At 71.6% G+C, this 20368-nt stretch carries 15 protein-coding genes; 8 read left to right on the top strand and 7 right to left on the bottom strand.

What is annotated here, in order from left to right; genetic code table 11:
* The first annotated feature begins 384 nt into the window (after positions 1-384).
* Together DEJ09_RS06055 and DEJ09_RS06050 are read left to right on the top strand one after the other, a co-directional pair.
* Positions 385-900, top strand: coding sequence for an NADPH-dependent FMN reductase (locus tag DEJ09_RS06055; protein ID WP_111087913.1), 516 nt, complete (start codon positions 385-387; stop codon positions 898-900).
* A complete protein-coding gene (locus DEJ09_RS06050; protein ID WP_071405947.1) occupies positions 897-1400 on the top strand; it encodes a flavin reductase family protein in 504 nt (167 codons plus the stop codon). Before DEJ09_RS06055 ends, DEJ09_RS06050 begins: the two co-directional genes overlap by 4 nt.
* Before the next feature lie 122 nt (positions 1401-1522).
* Here the strand turns inward: DEJ09_RS06050 and DEJ09_RS06045 are convergent, their stop codons facing one another.
* The 4 genes from DEJ09_RS06045 to DEJ09_RS06030 all read right to left on the bottom strand — a co-directional run bounded on the left by DEJ09_RS06045 (position 1523) and on the right by DEJ09_RS06030 (position 5921).
* Positions 1523-2599 (bottom strand): ABC transporter permease, encoded by a 1077-nt coding sequence (locus tag DEJ09_RS06045; RefSeq protein WP_111030589.1) that lies wholly within the window; start codon positions 2597-2599, stop codon positions 1523-1525.
* Positions 2596-3477, bottom strand: coding sequence for an ABC transporter ATP-binding protein (locus DEJ09_RS06040; RefSeq protein ID WP_111087912.1), 882 nt, complete (start codon positions 3475-3477; stop codon positions 2596-2598). The genes DEJ09_RS06045 and DEJ09_RS06040 overlap by 4 nt, the downstream gene beginning before the upstream one ends.
* A 471-nt stretch (positions 3478-3948) precedes the next feature.
* Complete coding sequence (locus DEJ09_RS06035) at positions 3949-4665, bottom strand: response regulator transcription factor (protein ID WP_111087911.1); 717 nt, start codon at positions 4663-4665, stop codon at positions 3949-3951.
* On the bottom strand, positions 4647-5921 hold the full coding sequence (locus DEJ09_RS06030; RefSeq protein ID WP_111087910.1) for a sensor histidine kinase: 1275 nt from the start codon (positions 5919-5921) through the stop codon (positions 4647-4649). Before DEJ09_RS06030 ends, DEJ09_RS06035 begins: the two co-directional genes overlap by 19 nt.
* A 65-nt stretch (positions 5922-5986) precedes the next feature.
* On the opposite strand from DEJ09_RS06030, the gene DEJ09_RS06025 reads away from it, so the two are divergent.
* Positions 5987-6340 carry a YciI family protein gene (locus DEJ09_RS06025; RefSeq protein ID WP_111087909.1) on the top strand — a complete coding sequence of 118 codons (354 nt, stop codon included), beginning with the start codon at positions 5987-5989 and terminating at the stop codon, positions 6338-6340.
* On the opposite strand, the gene DEJ09_RS06020 is transcribed toward DEJ09_RS06025, so the two are convergent.
* The gene (locus DEJ09_RS06020; protein ID WP_220034915.1) at positions 6246-7448 is read right to left on the bottom strand and encodes an MFS transporter; all 1203 of its coding nucleotides are present in this window, start codon (positions 7446-7448) and stop codon (positions 6246-6248) included. The two genes, DEJ09_RS06025 and DEJ09_RS06020, sit on opposite strands and share 95 nt — an antisense overlap.
* Before the next feature lie 62 nt (positions 7449-7510).
* Here DEJ09_RS06020 and DEJ09_RS06015 point away from each other — a divergent pair, with 62 nt between their 5' ends.
* Positions 7511-8098: a TetR/AcrR family transcriptional regulator gene (locus tag DEJ09_RS06015; RefSeq protein ID WP_111087907.1), complete on the top strand. Its 588-nt coding sequence runs from the start codon at positions 7511-7513 to the stop codon at positions 8096-8098.
* The gene (locus tag DEJ09_RS06010) at positions 8095-8988 is read left to right on the top strand and encodes an alpha/beta hydrolase family protein (protein ID WP_111087906.1); all 894 of its coding nucleotides are present in this window, start codon (positions 8095-8097) and stop codon (positions 8986-8988) included. Before DEJ09_RS06015 ends, DEJ09_RS06010 begins: the two co-directional genes overlap by 4 nt.
* Positions 8989-9116: 128 nt before the next feature.
* Here the strand turns inward: DEJ09_RS06010 and DEJ09_RS06005 are convergent, their stop codons facing one another.
* Positions 9117-9599 (bottom strand): RimK/LysX family protein, encoded by a 483-nt coding sequence (locus tag DEJ09_RS06005; RefSeq protein WP_027465989.1) that lies wholly within the window; start codon positions 9597-9599, stop codon positions 9117-9119.
* A gap of 87 nt (positions 9600-9686) precedes the next feature.
* On the opposite strand from DEJ09_RS06005, the gene DEJ09_RS06000 reads away from it, so the two are divergent.
* Positions 9687-10880, top strand: coding sequence for a RimK family alpha-L-glutamate ligase (locus DEJ09_RS06000; protein WP_027465990.1), 1194 nt, complete (start codon positions 9687-9689; stop codon positions 10878-10880).
* Between the two features lie 96 nt (positions 10881-10976).
* On the opposite strand, the gene DEJ09_RS05995 is transcribed toward DEJ09_RS06000, so the two are convergent.
* A complete protein-coding gene (locus DEJ09_RS05995; RefSeq protein ID WP_111087905.1) occupies positions 10977-16385 on the bottom strand; it encodes an Ig-like domain-containing protein in 5409 nt (1802 codons plus the stop codon).
* Between the two features lie 141 nt (positions 16386-16526).
* Here DEJ09_RS05995 and DEJ09_RS05990 point away from each other — a divergent pair, with 141 nt between their 5' ends.
* Both DEJ09_RS05990 and DEJ09_RS05985 read left to right on the top strand, forming a co-directional pair.
* On the top strand, positions 16527-17600 hold the full coding sequence (locus tag DEJ09_RS05990) for a 3-oxoacyl-ACP synthase III (RefSeq protein WP_042537701.1): 1074 nt from the start codon (positions 16527-16529) through the stop codon (positions 17598-17600).
* On the top strand, positions 17597-20314 hold the full coding sequence (locus tag DEJ09_RS05985; RefSeq protein WP_258373810.1) for an alpha/beta fold hydrolase: 2718 nt from the start codon (positions 17597-17599) through the stop codon (positions 20312-20314). Before DEJ09_RS05990 ends, DEJ09_RS05985 begins: the two co-directional genes overlap by 4 nt.
* Positions 20315-20368: the final 54 nt, after the last annotated feature.

The following is a 20368-nucleotide window of genomic DNA, read 5'->3' as shown; positions in this document are numbered from 1 at the left end:
GCTGGTGTTAGGCCACCTGCGGCGCCCGACGCCGAGGGGCGTCCGCCCCGCCGATCCGGGGTGGACGACTGCGCCACCGACCCGCGAGCAGGGGCGGATCCGGGCGGTGACGGGCCGGCGACGGCGGGGCGAAACACGCCGGACCCATCCGAGGCGACTTCCGGAAACGGCGCTCTCACAATTCGGTGCGGTCAGCGAGGACCGTGCCTGGCGGAATGGCCGGGAGACCCGGACGCGCAGCCCCGCTGACCGGGACATTCGGGTGCCACGGGGCAGGGGGCAGCTGGCGTAACCCACCCGATACGGACGCGGCACGGCGGCGAAACGAACGAGCGGTGGACTGCACCAAGCACCCACCACCCGCCCACCGACAGGAGCACCCCGATGATCACCACCGTCGTCGCCGGCAACCCCAAGCCGGCCTCACGGACGCTCGACGCCGCCACGGTCGTGCTCGAACGGCTCACCGGCCGCGCCCCCGACCACGTCGTCGACGTCATCGACCTCGGTGCCGGCCTGCTCGGTTGGGGTGACGCCGCCGTGTCGGACGCCGTCCGGACCGTCGCCGGTTCGGACCTCGTCGTCGTCGCGTCGCCGACGTTCAAGGCGACGTACACCGGCGTGCTCAAGCTGTTCCTCGACCAGTTCGGCACCGGCGACGGACTCGCCGGTGTCGTCGCGGTGCCGCTCATGCTCGGCGCCGGCCCGGCCCATGCCCTCGCCCCCGAGGTCTTCCTCAAACCGGTGCTGGTCGAACTCGGCGCGACCGTCGTCGCACCCGCCCTGTACCTCAACGACAAGCAGTACTCGGACCCCGCATCGACCGACGTGTGGCTCACCCGCTGGCAGGACGTCGTCCTCGGCGCGGCCGCCGTCCACCAGGAAGGAACCGCGTCATGATCAGCCCCTACTCCACCGAGGCCCCGGACCTGTCCGCGCTCAAGCAGGCGTTCTCCGGGTTCCCGTGCGGCGTCGCCGCGCTCTCCGCCGTCGTGGACGGCGAACCGACCGTGCTCGTGGCGTCCTCGTTCACGGTCGGCGTCTCGCAGGACCCGCCGCTCGTGATGTTCGCGGTGCAGCACACGTCGACCACGTGGCCGGTGCTCCGGGACGCCGGCACGATCGGTGTCTCGATCCTCGGTGAGGGGCACGCGCAGGTCACCCGGCAGCTCGCCTCGCGTGACAAGTCGATCCGCTTCGTCGGTGTCGACACGACGGTCGCCGAGACGGGTGCGGTGTTCCTGCAGGGTGCCCCGATCTGGCTGGAGTGCTCGGTCGAGCACACCTACCCGGCCGGCGACCACGACATCGTGGTGCTCCGGGTGCTCGGACTCATGTCCGACTTCGCGCACAACCCGCTGGTCTGGCACCGGTCCGCCTTCGCGACCCTGACCGCCTGACCGGCGCCGGGCAACGGACTGGAGGCCCGCCCCACGTGAGCAGATCTGCTGACGTGGGGCGGGCCTCCAGTCCGGGACTGCCTGGCCTGCCGGGCTTGCCGGGTTTGCCGGGCCTGGCGGCGTCAGCCGCGCAGTGCCTCCGACAGCTTCACGCGACTGCCGGTGCGGAGCAGCGCGTTCTCGTAGACGCGGGCACCGATGACCACGACCGCGACCACCGAAGCGGCGACGATGACGAGCGACAGGATCGGCTCCCACCACTCGGCGGTCCCCAGGAAGATCCGCATCGGCATGCCGATCGGGGCGCTGAACGGCACGTACGACATGATGCCGAGGATCGTCGGGTTGTCGTACGCGACGATGATCAGGAAGTACGGGATCATCACGAGCATCATCACCGGGGTGGTGACGCTGCCGACGTCCTCCTGGCGTGACACCAGCACGGCCGCCGCGGCGAACAGCGACGCGAGGAGCACGAACCCGATCGCGAAGAAGCCGATGAACCACAGGATGCTCGGGCCGAGCATCGCGAACATGTTGTCCTGCCCGGTCACCGCCAACGTGACGATGGCGGCGACGGCCACCGCGACGATCTGCGCGAAGGCCATGATGCTGTTGCCGAGGACCTTGCCGGCGAGCAGCGCCCTGGCCGGGATCGCGGACATCAGGATCTCGACCACCCGTGTCGACTTCTCCTCGACGACGCTCTGCGCGATCGACTGGCCGAACGTCACCGCCGACGCGAAGTACACGACGCCGAACGCGATGGCGATGAGGTAGACCAGGCCACCCGGCAGCGCGTCCGGGTCGAGCAACTCGATGCGCGGGGTGACGCTCAACGCCGAGACGACCTCGGACGGGGCCTCGTCGAGTCCGACGACCTTGTAGCCGAGCGGGTCGTCCGACGGCACGATCGCCGCGTCGACGTCGCCCTTGGTCACGAGCCGTTCGGCGTCGTCGACCGATGCCGATTGCGTGACGTCGAGCCCACTGGTGGTCGGCAGCGAGACGCCGTCGACGACCGCGACCGGGGTGGTGTCGTCGGCGGTGGCCTTGCTCACGATGCCGCCGACGACGATCGATGCGACGACCATGCCGATCAGGATGAGCGCCGAGACCACGAAGGCCTTGCTGCGGATGCGTGCCTGGATCTCACGTGCGGAGACGAGCCGCACGGCCTGCACGAAGGAGTTGTTCATCGGACGACCTCCCGGAAGACCTCGCTGAGCCGCGGCACCCGCGGCGAGAACGACCCGACGGTGCCGTGCTGCACGGCGCGCTGCAGGACGCGCTGGGCGGTGGCGGCGTCGGCCTCGAAGACCGCGTACCCGCCGTCGAACTCCCGTACGGCCACACCCGGCTCGTCGCGGAGCCAGGCGACGTCCCCGTCGACCAGCAGCTCCCACGCGGCGGGGCCGGCCTGCTTGCGGAGTTCCTCCTGCGGACCGGCGGCGCGGATCGTGCCACCGGCGATGACGACGACGTCGTCGCACAGCCGCTCGACCACGTCGAGCTGGTGGCTCGAGAACAGCACCGGGACGCCCCGGGCCGCGGTCTCGCGCAGGACACCGAGCACCGTGTCGACAGCCATCGGGTCGAGGCCTGAGAACGGCTCGTCGAGCACGAGCACCTCGGGGTCGTGTGCCAGCGCCGCTGCGATCTGCACGCGCTGCTGGTTGCCGAGCGAGAGCTTCTCGACGGGGTCGCCGGCGTGTGCGGTGAGTTCGAGGCGTTCGAGCAGCTCGCCGGCGCGGGTCGTCGCGGCGCGCTTGTCGACGCCGTGCAGCCGGGCCAGGTAGGTGATCTGCTCGGCCACCGGCATCTTCGGGTACAGGCCGCGTTCCTCGGGCATGTAGCCGAAGCGGCGGCGGTCGGCGGGACGGACCGCGGTGCCGTCGATCGAGACCGTGCCCGCATCGGCCTGGAGCACGCCGAGCATGATGCGCATGGTGGTGGTCTTGCCGGCACCGTTGCCGCCGACGAAGCCGGTGAGGCGGCCGCTGCCGACCGTGAACCCCACGTCGTCGAGCACCCGGCGGTCGCCGAAGTGCTTGGTCACCCCTTCGATGGTGAGCATGTCGTTCCCCTTCGTCGCGACGCTGGTCGTCGCTGCGTCCGACGCTATTGGCCGGGAGGCACGCCCCGCCTCCGCCGCCAGGCGGGACTTGGGTGGGTGGTCGGCTCCACCGCGTGGGGGAGGAACGCGCGTCGGTCCGGTGGGCCGGGTGCGCGCTGGGTGCGGGTCGGCACGGTGCGGCCTTGTTCGGCTCGTGCGGGTTCGGCTGCTCGGTGCGTCGTTCTGGCGGCGCACGGTGCGGTCAACGCCGCACGGGTTGAACGAAGGCGCACGGTGCGGGCGTGGGGTGCGGTGGTGGGCACGGTGCGGGCTTGTTGGGCTGGTGCGGGTTTGGTTGCACGGTGCGTTGTGGTGGCGCGGCACGGTGCGGTCAACGCTGCACGGGTTGAGCGACCCTGCACGGTGCGGCCATGTCTGCGAACTCGGCACCGTGCGGGCTTGTTCGGTTCGTGCGGGTTCTGCTCGGCTCGGTCAGCCGGCGACGCCGTGCTCGAACGCCCAGACGACGGCCTGGATCCGGTCGCGCAGTGCGAGTTTCTGCAGCACGTTCGACACGTGGGTCTTCACGGTGGCGTCCCCGACGTAGAGCTCGGCGGCGATCTCCGCGTTGCTCAGGCCCCGGGCCAGGAGCCGCAGCACCTCGGTCTCCCGCTCGGTGAGCCCGGTGGCGGCGAGCGCGTCCTCGCCCGTCGTCGAAGGTGTCGCGGTCGTGGTGGTCGCCGAGGGCTGCACCGCAGCCGACGCCGTCGCCCGGCTGATCACCCGACGCGTGACGTCCGGCGCGAGCAGGGCGTCCCCGGCGGCGACGGTCCGCACGGCGTCGATCAGTCGCTCGGGGGAGGCGTTCTTCAACAGGAACCCGCTCGCTCCCGCCTCGAGCGCCTGGAACAGCGCGTCGTCGCTGTCGAACGTGGTGAGGATGAGCACCGCCGGCGGGTCCGGCAGCGCCGCGATCCGCCGTGCCGCCTCGAGCCCGTCGACGCCCGGCATCTGCACGTCGAGGCAGACCACGTCCGGACCGAGTTCCTGCACGGCCTCGACCGCCCCGGCGCCGTCCGCGGCTTCGCCCACGACCCGGAACCCGGGCTCGGACTCCAGGATCACGCGGAACCCGGCGCGGACGAGCTCCTGGTCGTCGGCCAGCACGATCGTCAGGTCGGTCGTCGCGTTCACGTCGTCGGCAGCCATGCCCGCACCAGGTAGCCTCCCCGGGCTCGTGGCCCGATCTCGATCCGTCCGTCCACGGCGGCGACGCGTTCCCGCATCCCGACGTGTCCGAGGCCGCTGCCGGAGGTGCTCCGGGCAGCACGGGCACCGAGCCCGTCGTCGGTGACCTCAACCTCGACGCCGTCGTCCAGGTACCGCAGCCGGACGTCGGCGCGGGCGGTCGGGCCGGCGTGCTTGAGGATGTTCGTCACGGCCTCCTGCACGATCCGGTACGCCACCGCGGCCACCGTCGGCGGCACCGGGCGCTCGTCGCCCACGACGACGTACTCGGCGGGGTGGCCGACCACCCGGGCGGACTCGGCCAGTTCGGCGATCCGTGTGATGCCCTCGGTGCTCGGGCCGTCGCCACCGGCCGCCCCGAGGCCGGACGCGTCGTCGTCGGAGCGCAGGGTGCCGAGCATCCGCCGGAGTTCCTCCACCGCGGTGCGGGCGCTCTCCTCGACCACCCCGAGCGAGGCGGTGGCCTGCGCGGGGTCGCGGCCGATCACGCGCCGTGCAGCACCCGCCTGCACGCCCATCAGCGAGACGTGGTGGGCGACCACGTCGTGCAGCTCGCGGGCGATCCGTACCCGTTCGATCGTGACGGCCTGTGCCGCGGACCGCTCCCGCTCGGCGGCGAGTTCGGCGGTGCGTTCGGCGAGCTGGTGTCGTGCGACTGCGGAGACCCAGGCGCGGTTGCCGGCGTACCAGGCGGCGCCGAAGTAGATCACGTTGATGACGATGTTGAGCAGCGAGATCGCGACGTAGGGCGCCACGGGGGAGTCCGTGTCGTTCGGCAGAGCGTTCGGCGACGCCCACCCGAACGAGATCGCGACGAACAGCCACGCGAACATGCCGCCGATGACGACCCAGCGCACTGCTTCGGCTCGCACCCGGTCGGAGCACCAGGCGCCCACCGTGTACAGCGCGATGAAGAGCGTGAAGTTGACGAGGAAGACCTCGGGCACCTGGAGCAGCTGCGTTGCGGCGAACGCCACCGCCGACACCAGGGCCACCGACATCGGGAACCGTCGGCGGAACGCGATCGGGGCGGCGTTCGCGACGATCATCAGCGCGGAGACCCACCAGGCGGCCTGGTCGTCACCGTACGTACCGGCCGACCCGTACAGGAACGTCGTGACCGCGAGCCCACCGGCCAGCACAACTGCGAGCACCGTGTCCTGCCGGTACTCGTGCCGCCCCACCGGCAGTCGCGACCACTCCGCCGTCGTCCCCATGCTGGAAACGCTACTGGGTGCGCTCGACCAGGAGTAGCCTCCCGCCAACGAGCAGGGGAGACGCCATGCAGTTCCTCGTCAACGTCATCGACGACGGTCAGGCCGCCGCCGTCGGCAACACGTACTCCGCGACCGGTGCCGAAGCCGCAGCGGTCGACGCATTCAACCAACGGATGGCCGACGTGATCGTGTTCGCCGCCGGGGTTTCCGCACCCGCTGACGCCACCGTGGTCGACGCCCGCGAGGGCGCGGCGGACACCACGGCCGGGCGCGCCACGACCGGGCCCGCGACGAGCACCGACGAGTACGTCGCCGGGTTCTGGGTCATGGACCTCCCGGACGCCGAGACGGCTGCCCGGGTGGCGCACCAGGCGTCGCAGGCGTGCAACCGGAAGATCGAGCTCCGCCCGCTGCTCTGACGGCACGGACCCCACCCGGCCGACGGACCACCGCGGGGACGGCGCTCGCCGCGGTCACACCCGCCCCGACCACGAACGTCGCGACGAACCCGATCGCGCCGACGAGCGCTCCGGCAGCCGCCGCACCGACGGCCTGCCCGAGCACGAGTGCGACGAAGAGCATCGACGTGCCCGCCGACGAGCGCTCGGCATCGATCTCGGTCGTCCACGCGATCAGCGCCCCGGTCGCCGCCGTGTAGCCCCAGCCGAACACGGCACACGCCAGCAGCGCCGCGACCGTCGACTGCGGCGCTGCCCCCAGCACCACGACGGCGACGGCGACCGATCCCGCCGTGACCGCCCAGAGCGTCCGGGCGCGCAGTCCGTTCGTCCAACGCGCGGTGACCACGACGGCCGCTCCGCCGATCCCGAGCGCGATCCAGGCCGACACCGAGGCGACGACCGACGCACCGGCCTCCACCAGCGCCGAACGTCCGTAGGTCCAGACGACGGCGGACCCCGCTCCGAACAGCAGCGCCAGCACGAGCGCCCCACGGTGTGCTGCGAACCAGGGAGCGCCGGGCAGCGGTGACCGGGACGCAGCAGTCCGGCCGCGGGACGCCACGAGCAGCAGCGCTCCGACGGCCAGGGCGAACACCCCGGACACCGCCCAAGCCGTCCGCCAGTCGGGCAGCAGCACGAGTGCGAGCACGCCGGCGCCCACGAGCCCGGGGCCGGTGCCGGCATTCACGATCGCCTGCGCTCGACCGAGCAGCGCCGACGGCACCTGCTCGGCGACGATCCGCACGAGGGCGGGCGACGCGAGTCCGGCGCCCGCCGACGCGACCACGGCGCTGATGCCGAACGCCGTCGCCCCGACGGCCGTCGCCATGGCGATCGCACCGGCTCCCGCCACCAGGGTCGCGACCGTGACGAGCACGCGGGGCATCCGGGCGGCGAGCAGGAAGCCGGCCACCGCGCCGACGCAGTACAGCGCCGAGGCACCCGACGAGACCCAGCCGGCGGCGTCTGCCCGGAGCCCCAGGTCCCGCTGCACGTCGGGCAGGAACAGCCCGTACGCCAGGCGCACCAGGCCGTAGGTGGCGGCGATCAGGCCGAGTCCGCTCACCAAGAGCAGACGATGTCGTAACGAAAACGATCGTTTCACTTTTCAGAGCCTAGGGTGCTCTCATGGTGATGCGCCCAGGGACCGAGCAACGGCTGCTCGACGCCGCCGAGGAGCTCTTCTTCTCACAGGGCATCGCCGCCACCCCGATCGACGCCGTCCTCGAACGGGCCGGGGTCTCGACGGCCACGCTCTACCGCGGCTACGCGAGCAAGGAGTCGCTCGTCGCCGCGGCCCTCACCCGTCGCCACGAGGACTGGATCGCCGCCTGGGACCGTGCGGTCGCCGCCGGACGGGACGACCGGGGCCGACTCCTGGCGGTGTTCGACGCCCTCGACGACTACCGCTCGACGCCCACGGGCTCCCGCTGGTGCGCCTTCCTCGGCACCGCCGCCGAGTACGCCGACGCCCCCGCCGAGGTCCGGCAGGTCCTGGACCTCGAGACCACCACCCTGCGCCGGCGGCTCGTGGCACGGGCGGTGCCGGTGGTCGGTCCCCGTGCCGGGGCCCTCGCCGACCAGCTGCTCCTCATCGTCTCCGGTTACCTTGCGATGCGACTGCGCGACCCCGCGCTCGACACGACGACGGCACGGTCCGTCGCCGCGTCCCTCATCCGGGAACACACCCCAGACGGAACGGCGCCCACCACATGACCCGATCGCGTGCTGCCACGATCACGCGGCGTTCCCTGCTCATCGGTGGCACGGGCATCGTCGCCGCGGGAGCCGTGGCCGAGGGGATCAACCTCGGCCTGCTGCCCGGGCGCTCGACCCTGTACCGGGTCCTCGGTCTGGACGGCACCGACGGCACGGTCCCCGACGTCGAGCCCGTCCCCACCACCTCCGGCACCTTCGTGTCGACCGCGCGGAAGGGCCGCACCGTCGGCTGGACGATCGCGGCCCCGGCGTCCGACACCCCCTTGCCGGTGGCGGTCGCCCTGCACGGCTACGGCGACGACCACACCTCGTTCTTCGGGCGGAGCCTGGGCTACGACCGGTTCCTCGCAGCGCACGTCGCCGACGGAGGAGCACCGTTCGCGATCGCCTCGATCGACGGCGGCAACCGCTACTGGCACCGGCGTGCCGACGGCGACGACCCCGCCGCGATGGTCGTCGACGAGTTCCTGCCCCTGATCGCCCGCCGCGGCTTCGACACGGACCGCCTCGCCCTGACCGGCTACTCGATGGGTGGCTTCGGCGCCCTCCGGCTCGGCGGAGTGCTCGGCGCCTCGCGCGTCCGGGCCGTCTCGGCCATCAGCCCCGCGCTCTGGAAGTCGGCCGCCGACACCGCCCGCGGCGCCTTCGACGACGCCGCCGACTTCCGCGCGAACACCGTCCTCGGGCGGCAGCGCGCCCTGGACGGTGTCGCCGTCCGCGTCGACTGCGGCAACGGCGACGGGTTCGCGCCGGCGGTGCACGCCTACGTCGACGGTTTCGCGAAGCATCCGGCCGGAGGATTCGCACCCGGCGCCCACACGCACGGCTACTGGCGCCGCCTGGCGCCCCAGCAGCTCGCCTTCCTCGGCCGCCACCTGGGTCGCTGACCCGACCAGCGCCCGGGACGCGCGTCCAGGCGGACGGGAGGCCCGTGGCGGCCCCGCACCGCGCCTCCAGGCCGTCGACCGGTCACCGCAACGGCCCGTGCCAGGTGACCAGGAGCGCTCAGGAGCGCTCAGGCGCGACCGCGGTTGCGGCGCCGGATCTCCTTCGGAGCCCGCCCGGCCATGAAGGACCGTGCAGGATCGACGAGGAAGCCCTGCCGGAGTGCCTCGCGACCGACGAGCATCCGGAACCCCATCTGGTCCCGGTTGCTCAAGGTGACCTCGGACTCGACGACCTGCCCGGCCAACGCGATCCGCGTGCGGACGACGATGCGCTCCTGGGTGTGCCCGGTCGAGCTGCGGACGATGCGCCGGTCGTGCACGTCGCACTCGATGGTGGAGGCGTCGGCATCGGTGTCCTGCCAGGGGTGCAGCGAGAACCGGACCCGCTCGCCGGGCAGTTCCTCGAGGTCGAAGGCGTGCAACGCGGAGCTCCGGGCGCCGGTGTCGAGCTTCACCTTGATCCACGGCACGCCGAGGTCCGGCAGTCCCGCCCACTCCCGCCACCCGGCGACGACGAGCCCGCTGTCGGAGGACTTCGGAGCTCGGGCCATGTGCCCATCCTGTCGCATGCTCCGTGGCCACGTCCGCATGCTTTGATGGAGCGTCGCCGTCGATCCGACCCAGCGGAGAACCCCTCGATGAAACTCGCCATCCTGTCGCGCGCGCCCCAGGCGTACTCGACCCAGCGCCTCCGCGCAGCGGCACTCGACCGCGGTCACGAGGTCAAGGTGCTCAACACCCTGCGCTTCGCGATCGACCTGTCCGGCGACGACCCGGACCTGCTCTACCGCGGCAAGCTGCTGAGCGACTACGACGCGGTGCTGCCGCGCATCGGCAACTCGATCACCTACTACGGCACCGCCGTGGTGCGCCAGTTCGAGCAGATGGACGTGTACACGCCGAACACGGCGAACGGCATCACGAACTCGCGCGACAAGCTCCGGGCGAACCAGATCCTGTCGCGGCACGACATCGGCATGCCGGCGACGACCTTCGTGGCCGGCCGCAACGACGTGCGCGGCGCGATCGAACGGGTCGGCGGCGCGCCCGTCGTCATCAAGCTCCTCGAGGGAACGCAGGGCATCGGCGTGATCCTGGCGCCCGAGGCGAAGGTGGCCGAGTCGATCGTCGAGACCCTGCACTCCACGAAGCAGAACGTCCTGATCCAGCGGTTCATCGCCGAGAGCCGCGGTCGTGACATCCGGGCCCTCGTCGTCGGTGACCGGGTCGTCGCGGCGATGCGTCGGACCGCCTCGGGCGACGAGTTCCGCTCCAACGTGCACCGCGGCGGCACCGTCGAGAAGGTCACGCTCTCGCCCGAGTACGAGGCGGTGGCCGTGCGCTCGGCGCAGATCATGGGCCTCAAGGTCGCCGGCGTCGACATGCTCGAGGGCAACGACGGGCCGCTCGTCATGGAGGTCAACTCCTCGCCAGGGCTCGAGGGCGTCGAGCGCGCCACCGGCCTCGACATCGCCGGTGCGATCGTCGACTTCATCGCGAACCAGGTCGCGTTCCCCGAGATCGACGTCCGCCAGCGGCTGTCCGTCTCGACCGGCTACGGCGTCGCCGAGCTCCTCGTGCACACCAACGCCGACCTGGTCGGCAAGACGATCAAGGAGTCCGGGCTCTGGGACCGTGACATCACGGTCCTCACGCTGCACCGCGGCTCGAACGTCATCCCGAACCCGCGCAGTGGCGTCGCCCTCGAGCCGGGGGACCGCCTGCTCTGCTTCGGCAAGCTCGAGGAGATGCGGTCGATGATCCCGGAGCGTCGCAAGCGGCGTGCGAAGGTGCGGAAGCTGCCGAAGGAGCCGTTGCAGACCGAGGGCTGAGCGCTCGGGGCGCTGCAGCGCCGTGACAGCCGGGAGGCCCGGATCGCGTCCCCTCGTCGGGTACGTGATCCGGGCCTCCAGTCCGCAGTTCGGGGCTCAGTCGCCGCGCACGTCGCCTTGGCGTCGGCGCGCGAGCAGGCGCAGGACGGCGCCGAGCCCGAGCGCGGTGAGCGCGGCGGCGAGCCAGCCGCCGTGCTCGACGCCGGTGAACGCGAGCTCACGGTTGGTGGTGCCGGTGCCGGTGCCGGTGGTGCCGGTGGTGCCGGCTCCGTCGGTCTTCGGAGCGGGTGCGGTGCGATCGTCGGTCGAGCCGAGCTGCGGGCCGGTGCCCGGGGCCACGATCCCCGGGAACGCGATTCCCGTTCCGGCCCCGTTGTCGTTCTCGTCGTTCTCGCCCTCTTCGCTCCCGGGGACGAGCGTGACGAGCATGCTCGAGCCCGGTGAGACGTGACCGAAGCGGTCCACGGCGACGACCGACAGCAGGTGCGCTCCCGGCTCCAGGGGAACCGTCGTCCGGAAGGCGAACCGCCCGTCGGAGTCGGCGGTCCCACGGCCGAGCTCACGGCCGTCGGCGTCGCGGATCACGACCGTCGAGCCGGGCTCGGCGGAGCCCCGGACGACGCCGGTGCCGTCGACGATGTCGTCGAACGCCTCGAGGACCGGTGCCGCCGGGGCCTCGGTATCGACGTCGACCGTGGTCTTCGTCTCGTCGGAGGTGTTGCCGGCCTTGTCCTGCGCGATGAGCTCGAGGTCGTGCCCACCGTCCGTGAGCGGCTCGTCGAGGGCGATCTCGAAGTCGCCGTTCTCGTCCGCGGTGTCGCGGCCGAGCTCGTTGCCGTCCTCGTCGCGGATGATCACGGTGGAGCCGGGCTCGGCGGTGCCGGTGATCGGACCCTTGCCGTCAGCGAGGTCGGAGGGGCTGGTGACGACCGGTGCCGTCGGTGCCTTCGTGTCGACATCGACGGTGGTCTTCGTCTCGTCGGAGGTGTTGCCGGCCTTGTCTTCGGCGATGAGTTCGAGCTTGTGCTCGCCGTCGTCGAGCGGTTCGTCCAGCTCGATGGAGAAGTTGCCGTCGTCGTTGGCGTCGCCGCGACCGATCTCGTTGCCGTCCTCGTCGCGGATGAACACGGTGGAGCCGGGTTCCGCGGTCCCGGTGATCGGGCCCTTACCGTCAGCGAGGTCAGAGGGGCTGGTCACGACCGGTGCGGTCGGTGCCTTCGTGTCGACGTCGACCGTGGTCTTCGTTTCCTCGGAGGTGTTGCCAGCGTCATCCTGGGCGATCAGTTCGAGCTTGTGGTCGCCGTCGTCGAGGGGCTCGTCGAGCTCGATGGAGAAGTCGCCGTCGTCGTTGGCTTCGCCGCGGCCGATCTCGTTGCCGTCTTCATCGCGGATGATCACGGTGGAGCCGGGTTCCGCGGTCCCGCTGATCGGACCGTTGCCGTCGCCCAGGTCGGACGGGCTGGTGACGACGGGCGCCGTCGGTGCCTTCGTGTCGACGTCGACGGTGGTCTTCGTTTCCTCGGAGGTGTTGCCGGCTTTGTCCTGGGCGATGAGTTCGAGCTTGTGGTCGCCGTCATCGAGCGGCTCATCGAGTTCGATCGAGAAGTCCCCATCGTCGTTGGCTTCGCCGCGGCCGAGCTCGTTGCCGTCCTCGTCACGGATGATCACGGTCGAGCCGGGTTCCGCGGTCCCGCTGATCGGACCGGTGCCGTCGCTCAGGTCGGACGGGCTGGTGACGACGGGTGCGTCGGGCGTTTCAGTGTCGACGTCAACCGTGGTGTCGGTCGGGTCGGACTCGTTACCGGCCTTGTCCTGGGCGATCAGTTCGAGCTTGTGCTCGCCGTCGTCGAGGGGCTCGTCCAGCTCGATGCTGAAGTCGTCGTCGTCGTTGGCTTCGCCGCGGCCGAGTTCGTTGCCGTCCTCGTCACGGATGATCACAGTGGAGCCCGGCTCGGCGGTGCCGCTGATCGGACCCTTGCCGTCAGCGAGGTCGGACGGGCTGGTCACGACCGGTGCCGTCGGTGCCTTCGTGTCGACATCGACGGTGGTCTTCGTCTCGTCGGAGCTGTTGCCGGCCTTGTCTTCGGCGATGAGTTCGAGCTGGTGCTCGCCGTCGTCGAGCGGCTCGTCCAGCTCGATGGAGAAGTCGCCGTCGTCGTTGGCTTCGCCGCGGCCGATCTCGTTGCCGTCTTCATCGCGGATGATCACGGTGGAGCCCGGCTCAGCGGTCCCGGTGATGGGTCCGGTGCCGTCGCTCAGGTCGGACGGGCTGGTGACGACGGGCGCCGTCGGTGCCTTCGTGTCGACGTCGACGGTGGTCTTCGTCTCCTCGGAGTTGTTGCCGGCGTCATCCTGGGCGATCAGCTCGAGCTTGTGCTCGCCGTCATCCAGGGGCTCGTCGAGTTCGATCGAGAAGTCGCCGTCGTCGTTGGCTTCGCCCCTGCCGATCTCGTTGCCGTCCTCATCGCGGATGATGACCGTGGAGCCGGGTTCCGCGGTGCCGGTGATGGGGCCCTTGCCGTCAGCGAGGTCAGAGGGGCTGGTCACGACCGGGGCCATGGGGGCTTCGGTGTCGACATCGACCGTGGTGTCGGTCGGGCTAGATTCGTTGCCGGCCTTGTCTGCAGCGACGAGCTCGAGCTTGTGCTCGCCGTCGTCGAGGGGCTCATCGAGTTCGATGGAGAAGTCGCCGTCGTCGTTGGCTTCCCCGCGGCCGAGTTCGTTGCCGTCCTCGTCGCGGATGATCACGGTGGAGCCGGGCTCGGCGGTGCCGCTGATCGGGCCCTTGCCGTTGTCGAGATCGCTGGGGCTGGTCACGACCGGGGCCATGGGGGCTTCGGTGTCGACATCGACCGTGGTGTCGGTCGGGCCAGATTCGTTGCCGGCCTTGTCTGCAGCGACGAGTTCCAGCTTGTGCTCGCCGTCGTTGAGCGGTTCGTCCAGCTCGATGCTGAAGTCCCCGTCGTCGTTGGCTTCGCCGCGGCCGAGTTCGTTGCCGTCCTCGTCACGGATGATGACCGTGGAGCCGGGCTCGGCGGTGCCGGTGATGGGCCCCTTGCTGTCAGCGAGATCGCTGGGGCTTGTGACGACGGGTGCTCCCGGTGCATCGGTGTCGACGTCGACCGTGGTCTTCGTTTCCTCGGAGGTATTGCCGGCCTTGTCCTGGGCGATGAGTTCGAGCTTGTGCTCGCCGTCGTCGAGGGGCTCGTCGAGTTCGATGGAGAAGTCGCCGTCGTCGTTGGCTTCGCCGCGGCCGAGTTCGTTGCCGTCCTCGTCACGGATGATCACGGTCGAGCCGGGCTCGGCGGTCCCGGTGATGGGCCCCTTGCCGTCAGCGAGGTCCTTGGGGCTGGTCACGACCGGTGCGTCGGGTGCTTCGGTGTCGACGTCGACGATGACCGGGGTGGGCGTCGAGACGTTGCCGGCGTCGTCCTGGGCGATGAGTTCGAGGTGGTGGTCGCCGTCGTCGAGCGGCTCGTCGAGTTCGATGCTGAAGTCGCCGTCGTCGTTGGCCTCCCCGCGGCCGATCTCGTTGCCGTCCTCGTCACGGATGATCACCGTGGCACCAGGCTCCGCGATCCCGGTGATCGGACCCGTGCCGTCAGCCAGGTCGGACGGACCGGTCACGATCGGTGCGTTCGGAGCGTCGTCGTCCACGTCCACCGTGACCGGCGTCGGCTCGGAGGTGTTGCCGGCCTCGTCCTGCGCGACGAGCTCGAGGTCGTGCGCGCCGTCGTCGAGCGGCTCGTCGAGCACGACGGTGAACTGCCCGTCGTCGCGGGCCTCGGCGCGGCCGAGTTCGTTGCCATCGGCGTCACGCACGATCACTGTCGAACCGGGTTCGGCCGAGCCGGTGAAGGGGCCGGTGCCGTCGGCGAGGAACTCGGGGGTCGTGCTGATCGGTGCGTCGGGTGCGGTGACGTCGGGTGCGGTGACGGTCACGGGCGAGGGAGCCGACTCGTTGCCGGCGTCGTCCTGCGCGACGACCTCCAGGCCGTGGTCGCCCTCGGTCAGTGGCTCGTCCAACTCGACCGAGAAGTCGCCGTCGTCATTGGCTTCGCCGCGCCCGATCTCGTCGCCGTCCCGGTCGCGGATGATCACGATGGAGCCGGGCTCGGCGGTGCCGACCACCGGGCCGGTCGGGGTCGCGAGGTCCTGGCGCTCGACGACCGGAGCATCGGGCGCGGTGGTGTCCGGGACGACCGCGGTCGCGGTCGCCGGGCCGGACTCGTTGCCGACCGCATCGGCGGCGACGACCACGAGGTCGGTCGCACCCTCGGGCAGCGGTGCGTCGAGACGGACGGAGAAGTCGCCGGCCTCGTTCGCACGATCGCGGCCGAGTTCGTTGCCGGCGGGGTCGCGGACGATGACGATGGCGCCTGGCTCGGCGGTGCCGGTGATGGGTCCGGTCGGGTCGGCGAGGGTGCCGGGGTCGTCGACGATCGGGACGTCGGGGGCGGTGGCGTCGACGTCGAGGGTCGCCGTGGTCGGGTCGGCGGTGAAGCCGTTGCGGTGCTGCACGGCGGTGACGGTGACCGACCCCTCCGACAGCGCCTCGGTGACGGGGAGCGACCAGGTGCCGTCATCGCCGACGGGGACGTTCACCGGCGCCCGGTCACCGACGGCCACGTCGACGGTGCCACCGGGGACGCCCTGGCCGGTGATGGTCGGCTTCGGCCCGACGGCTGCGGTCGGCTCGTCGATGACGGCGGCGGTCAGCGGGATGGTGACCTTCCACGTCGATGTCGTCTGCTCGCTCGAGTTCACGTAGTCGGTGGCGGCGTTCGGGGCGAACGAGCCGTGCACCGTGATGACGTCGCCCGGCAGAGCGGAAACGTCGACGGTGATCGGCACCCGGATGTGGTTGAAGTTCGCTCCTCCGGTGTTGAGTGGCTGGGGGTTCCCGCCGAGGCAGTCGGTCTGCGTGGAGGACGTGAACGTGCAGTTCGCAACGTTCGCCGTGCCTGAGTTCGCCACGGAGAACGGCGGTCGTCCGCGTGTGAAGGTCGCGGGGCCGGTGATGGTCCAGTGGAAGTCGAGCGAACGGCTCGGGATCGTGAAGCCACTCACGTTCTTGACGTTGAAGATCGACGTCTCGAACCGCTGTCCCGGCTGACCGATCGCGTCCGCGGCTCCATCGACGTACACGTTGATCGGCGTCTCGTTCGGCGTGACCTCGTCGGTCGTGGGCTGCGCCTCGGGGGTGGGGGTCGGGGCGGGCGCGGTGCTCGGCGCCGGGGCCGGCTCCGGCTCCGTGGCGGGGTCGGCGTCGACCGGGGCCGCGGTGTCCGCGGGCGCGTCGGGCTCGACAGGTGCGCCACTGTCGACAGGTGACTCCTCCTCGCCCTCGCCCGGCGCCTCCGGCTCCACGGACGCGTCGGCTCGCTCCTCGGTCGGCGCGGGTGCCGTCGTGACGGTCGTCGCGGCGGCCATGTCCGGCACCGCCAACGGCGCGAACGCCAGCAGGAGGGCTGCGGCAGAGGTGGACTTGCTGAGCGGGGGCATTCGGGGCTCCGATCGAAGGGGTCGGTAGCCATCGTATGCAATATGTATTTCACATGCAATGCATTGCACGGATTCAGGGCCGTCCAGCGCATCCGGATCGCGCACACAGGCCAGATGCGGAAGTATGTGTCGGTGACGATCATGACGGAACGGCCGGTCGACCAGGCATCGAGCAGTGAACCGGAGCAGCCCGGCAACGCCACGGCGAAGCACCGGAACGTCTCACTGCTCTCCGTGGCGACCACCACGGCGGAGCGTGTGACGACCTCGGCCGACATCGAGGCCAAGCTCCGCGGGGTCCTCCGTCGACTCCGTCTGCCGATGGGACTGCTCGAGCGCGTCGCCGGGGTCATCGAGCGTCGCAACTGGGGCGAGGGGCAGACCTTCCAGGACGCCGCGATCGACGCCGGCCGCCGCGCCATGGCCGAAGCCGGTGTCCGTCCGGACGAGATCGGGCTGCTCATCAACACCTCGGTGACCCGTCCGCACCTCGAGCCGTCGGTGGCCGTCCGCCTGCACCACGGTCTCGGGCTGCCGTCGTCCGCCATCAACTTCGACATCGCGAACGCCTGCCTGGGGTTCGTCAACGCCATGAGCGTCGCCGCGGGCATGATCGACTCCGGGCAGATCAAGTACGCGCTCGTCGTCGACGGCGAGGACGCCGACCAGGTGCAGCTCAACACCATCGACCGCCTGAACCAGGGCGGCCGGAACCGCAAGGACTTCATGAGCGAGTTCGCCAGCCTGACCCTCGGGTCCGGTGCTGCCGCAGCCGTGCTCGGCCCGGCGGACCTGCACCCCGAAGGACACCGGATCGTCGGCGGCGTCACCCGCGCGGCGACCCAGTGGTACGACCTGTGCGTCGGCAGCGTCGACGGCATGTTCACGGACGCGAAGATGCTGCTCAAGGGCGGCATGGAGCTCGTCGTCGCCGCCTGGACCGAGGCCCGCGCCCACTTCGACTGGGCCGACATGGACCGCTACGTGCTGCACCAGGTCTCCGACGTGCACACCAACGCCTTCGTCGAGGCGATCGGCATCCCGCGCGACAAGGTCCCCACCACGTACCAGCGGTTCGGCAACGTCGGCCCCGCGTCGATCCCGATCACCCTCGCCGACGAAGTTGCTTCCGGCGGTATCCGTCGCGGTGACCGCGTGTTCCTGGGCGGCGTCGGTTCCGGCATCAACACGGCGATGATGGAACTCCACTGGTGACGTCTCGGCTGCCCCGCGTCGCCGCGAGCACGGCTCCGGCGACGCAGCCGCCCTCCCTGCCCGGCCTCGACCCGGCTTGGTCGCGTCTGGCCACGGTCCCCGCGTGGTCCGGAGATCGGACGGGAGGCACAGATCGCGTCGCGCGCACCTGGCACCTCCTCGACACGGCCGGGTCCCTGGCCGCGCTCGGCGTGGAACCGGTCGGCACCATCCTCTGCGTGCACGGCAACCCGACGTGGTCGTACCTGTGGCGGTCGGTGCTCCGCACCTCGCTCGAGGTCGCGCAGGCCGGCGGACCGGCCTGGCGTGTGGTCGCCGTCGACCAGCTCGACATGGGCTTCTCGGAGCGCACCGGCATCGAGCGTGGACTGGCACAGCGCGTCGCGGACCTCGGAGCCCTGACCGACGAACTCGGGCTGACCGGACCGGTCGTCACCCTCGGCCACGACTGGGGCGGTGTCGTGTCGCTCGGTTGGGCGGTCGACCACCCGGACGTCCTGGCCGCCGCGATGACGTGCAACACCGCCGTGCATCAACCCGACGACGCCCCGATCCCGGCACCGCTGCGGCTCGCCCTCGGTCCGGGGATGCTCGGCCGCGCGACGGTCGTGACCCCGGCGTTCCTCGAGACCACCCTGGCCATCGCGCACCCGAAGCTCGAGCGTCCCACAGCCGACGGCTACCGGGCGCCCTACCGCGGTGCCGCCCGACGCGGTGGCATCGGCGGGTTCGTCGCGGACATCCCCGTCGACGCCCGGCATCGGAGCGCACCCGAACTCGACCGTATCGCCGCCGGGATCGCCGCGCTCGACGTGCCGGTGCTCCTGCTCTGGGGTCCGCGCGATCCGGTGTTCCTCGAGCGCTACCTGGACGACCTGACCGAACGCGTGCCGCACGCCGACGTCCACCGGTTCGAGGGCGCCGGGCACCTGCTGCCTGATGACGCCGACGTGGCGGGCGCGGTGTTCGACTGGCTCGGTGACCGTCTGCCGAACGGTGGCCGTCCTGCGCAGGCCCCCACGGGCCTCCAGTCCGAAGCCGTGGACGCGGGCGAGCCCGCACCGGCGACCCCGCCGCTCTGGGCGCGGCTCGACGAACTGCGTGCCAGTGACGAACCCGCGCTGGTCGAGATGGCCGCCGCCGGTGGCCCCCGCACGATCACGTGGCGGCTGCTCGCCCGACGGGTCGACGAGATCGCCGCAGGCCTCGACGACCTGGGCGTCCGCAGCGGCGACCGTGTCTCGCTCCTGGTGACCCCCGGTGCCGACCTGACCGCCGTCCTGTACGCCTGCGTGCGGATCGGGGCGGTCGTCGTCGTCGCGGACGCCGGCCTCGGACTCGGCGGCCTGACCCGGGCCGTCCGCGGAGCCCGACCCGACTGGATCATCGGCGCGCTGCCCGGACTCGGTGCCGCGCGTGCCCTCGGCTGGCCGGGGCGACGCATCGCGACGCTCTCGCTGCCCGCACCGGCACGGAAGGCGCTGCGGGTGGAGCACACGCTCGTCGACGTCGCCCGGCGTGGTGCGCGTCGTCTCGCGCACGGCACCGCGCTGCCGGCGGCCCCGTCGTCGGACGCACCCGCTGCCGTGCTCTTCACCTCGGGGTCGACCGGTCCGGCGAAGGGCGTCGTGTACACGCACGGGCAGCTCAGCGCCGTCCGGGACGCCCTGGCCACCCAGTACGACGTCGGGGTCGGCACCGGCCTCGTCGCCGGGTTCGCGCCGTTCGCGCTGCTCGGCCCGGCCCTCGGCGCCCGGTCGGTCGCGCCCGACATGGACGTCACCGCGCCGCGCACCCTGACGGCGAAGGCGGTCGCGGCCTCGGTCGCCGCGGCCGACGCCACCGTGGTGTTCCTGTCGCCCGCGGCCCTGGCGAACGTCGTCGCGACCGCGTCGGAGCTCACCGACGCCGACCGCCAGGCACTGAAGGGCGTGCGGCTGTTCCTGTCGGCCGGGGCGCCCGTCTCGGCTGCGCTGCTGACCGCGGCGACCGAGCTGATGCCGAACGCCAGCGCTCACACCCCCTACGGCATGACCGAGGGGCTGCTCATGACCGACGTCGACCTCGACGGGGTCCGTGCCGCCGGTCGGTCCGACGACGAGGGGATCTGCGTCGGGGTGCCGGCAGCGAACGTCCGCGTCCGCATCGCGCCGCTCGACGGTTCCGGGCGCTCGACCGGAGCCCTGACGGACGAGCCCGGGATCACCGGGGAGATCGTCGTCGCGGCACCGCACGTGCGCGACCACTACGACCGGCTTTGGCGCACCGACCGGGTCTCGCGCCTCGGCGTCGACGACCCGCGCGGGCACCGCACCGGGGACGTCGGACACCTGGACACCGCGGGACGGATCTGGGTCGAGGGCCGGCTGCAGCACGTGCTGGTGACTCCGGACGGGGTCGTCACGCCGGTGGGGCCGGAGCAGCGGATCGAGGGCGTCGACGGTGTCGGACGCGCCGGCGTCGCGGGCATCGGGCCGGTCGGCACCCAGCAGGTGGTGGCCGTCGTCGAGACCGATCCTGCCGTGCGCCGGCCCGGGCTGGCGTCGCCGTCGCTCGCCGCAGCGGTCCGTGCCGCCGCCGGGGTTCCCCTCGCCGCGGTGCTCGTCGTGCCCGTGCTGCCGACCGACATCCGGCACAACTCCAAGGTCGACCGCACCCGGTTGTCACGCTGGGCCGGCTCGGTGCTGTCCGGCGGACGGATGGTCCGCCCGTGATCGGCGCGTTCGGCGCGTTCTCACGCGCTCACCGACACCTCACGGGCCGTCGGA

It is taken from the genome of Curtobacterium sp. MCLR17_055, from assembly GCF_003234305.1.
In the GTDB taxonomy this organism is placed as follows: Bacteria; Actinomycetota; Actinomycetes; order Actinomycetales; family Microbacteriaceae; genus Curtobacterium; species Curtobacterium flaccumfaciens.
Note: the sequence above shows the minus strand (reverse complement) of the source record. Positions and strands in the feature narration are given on the sequence as shown.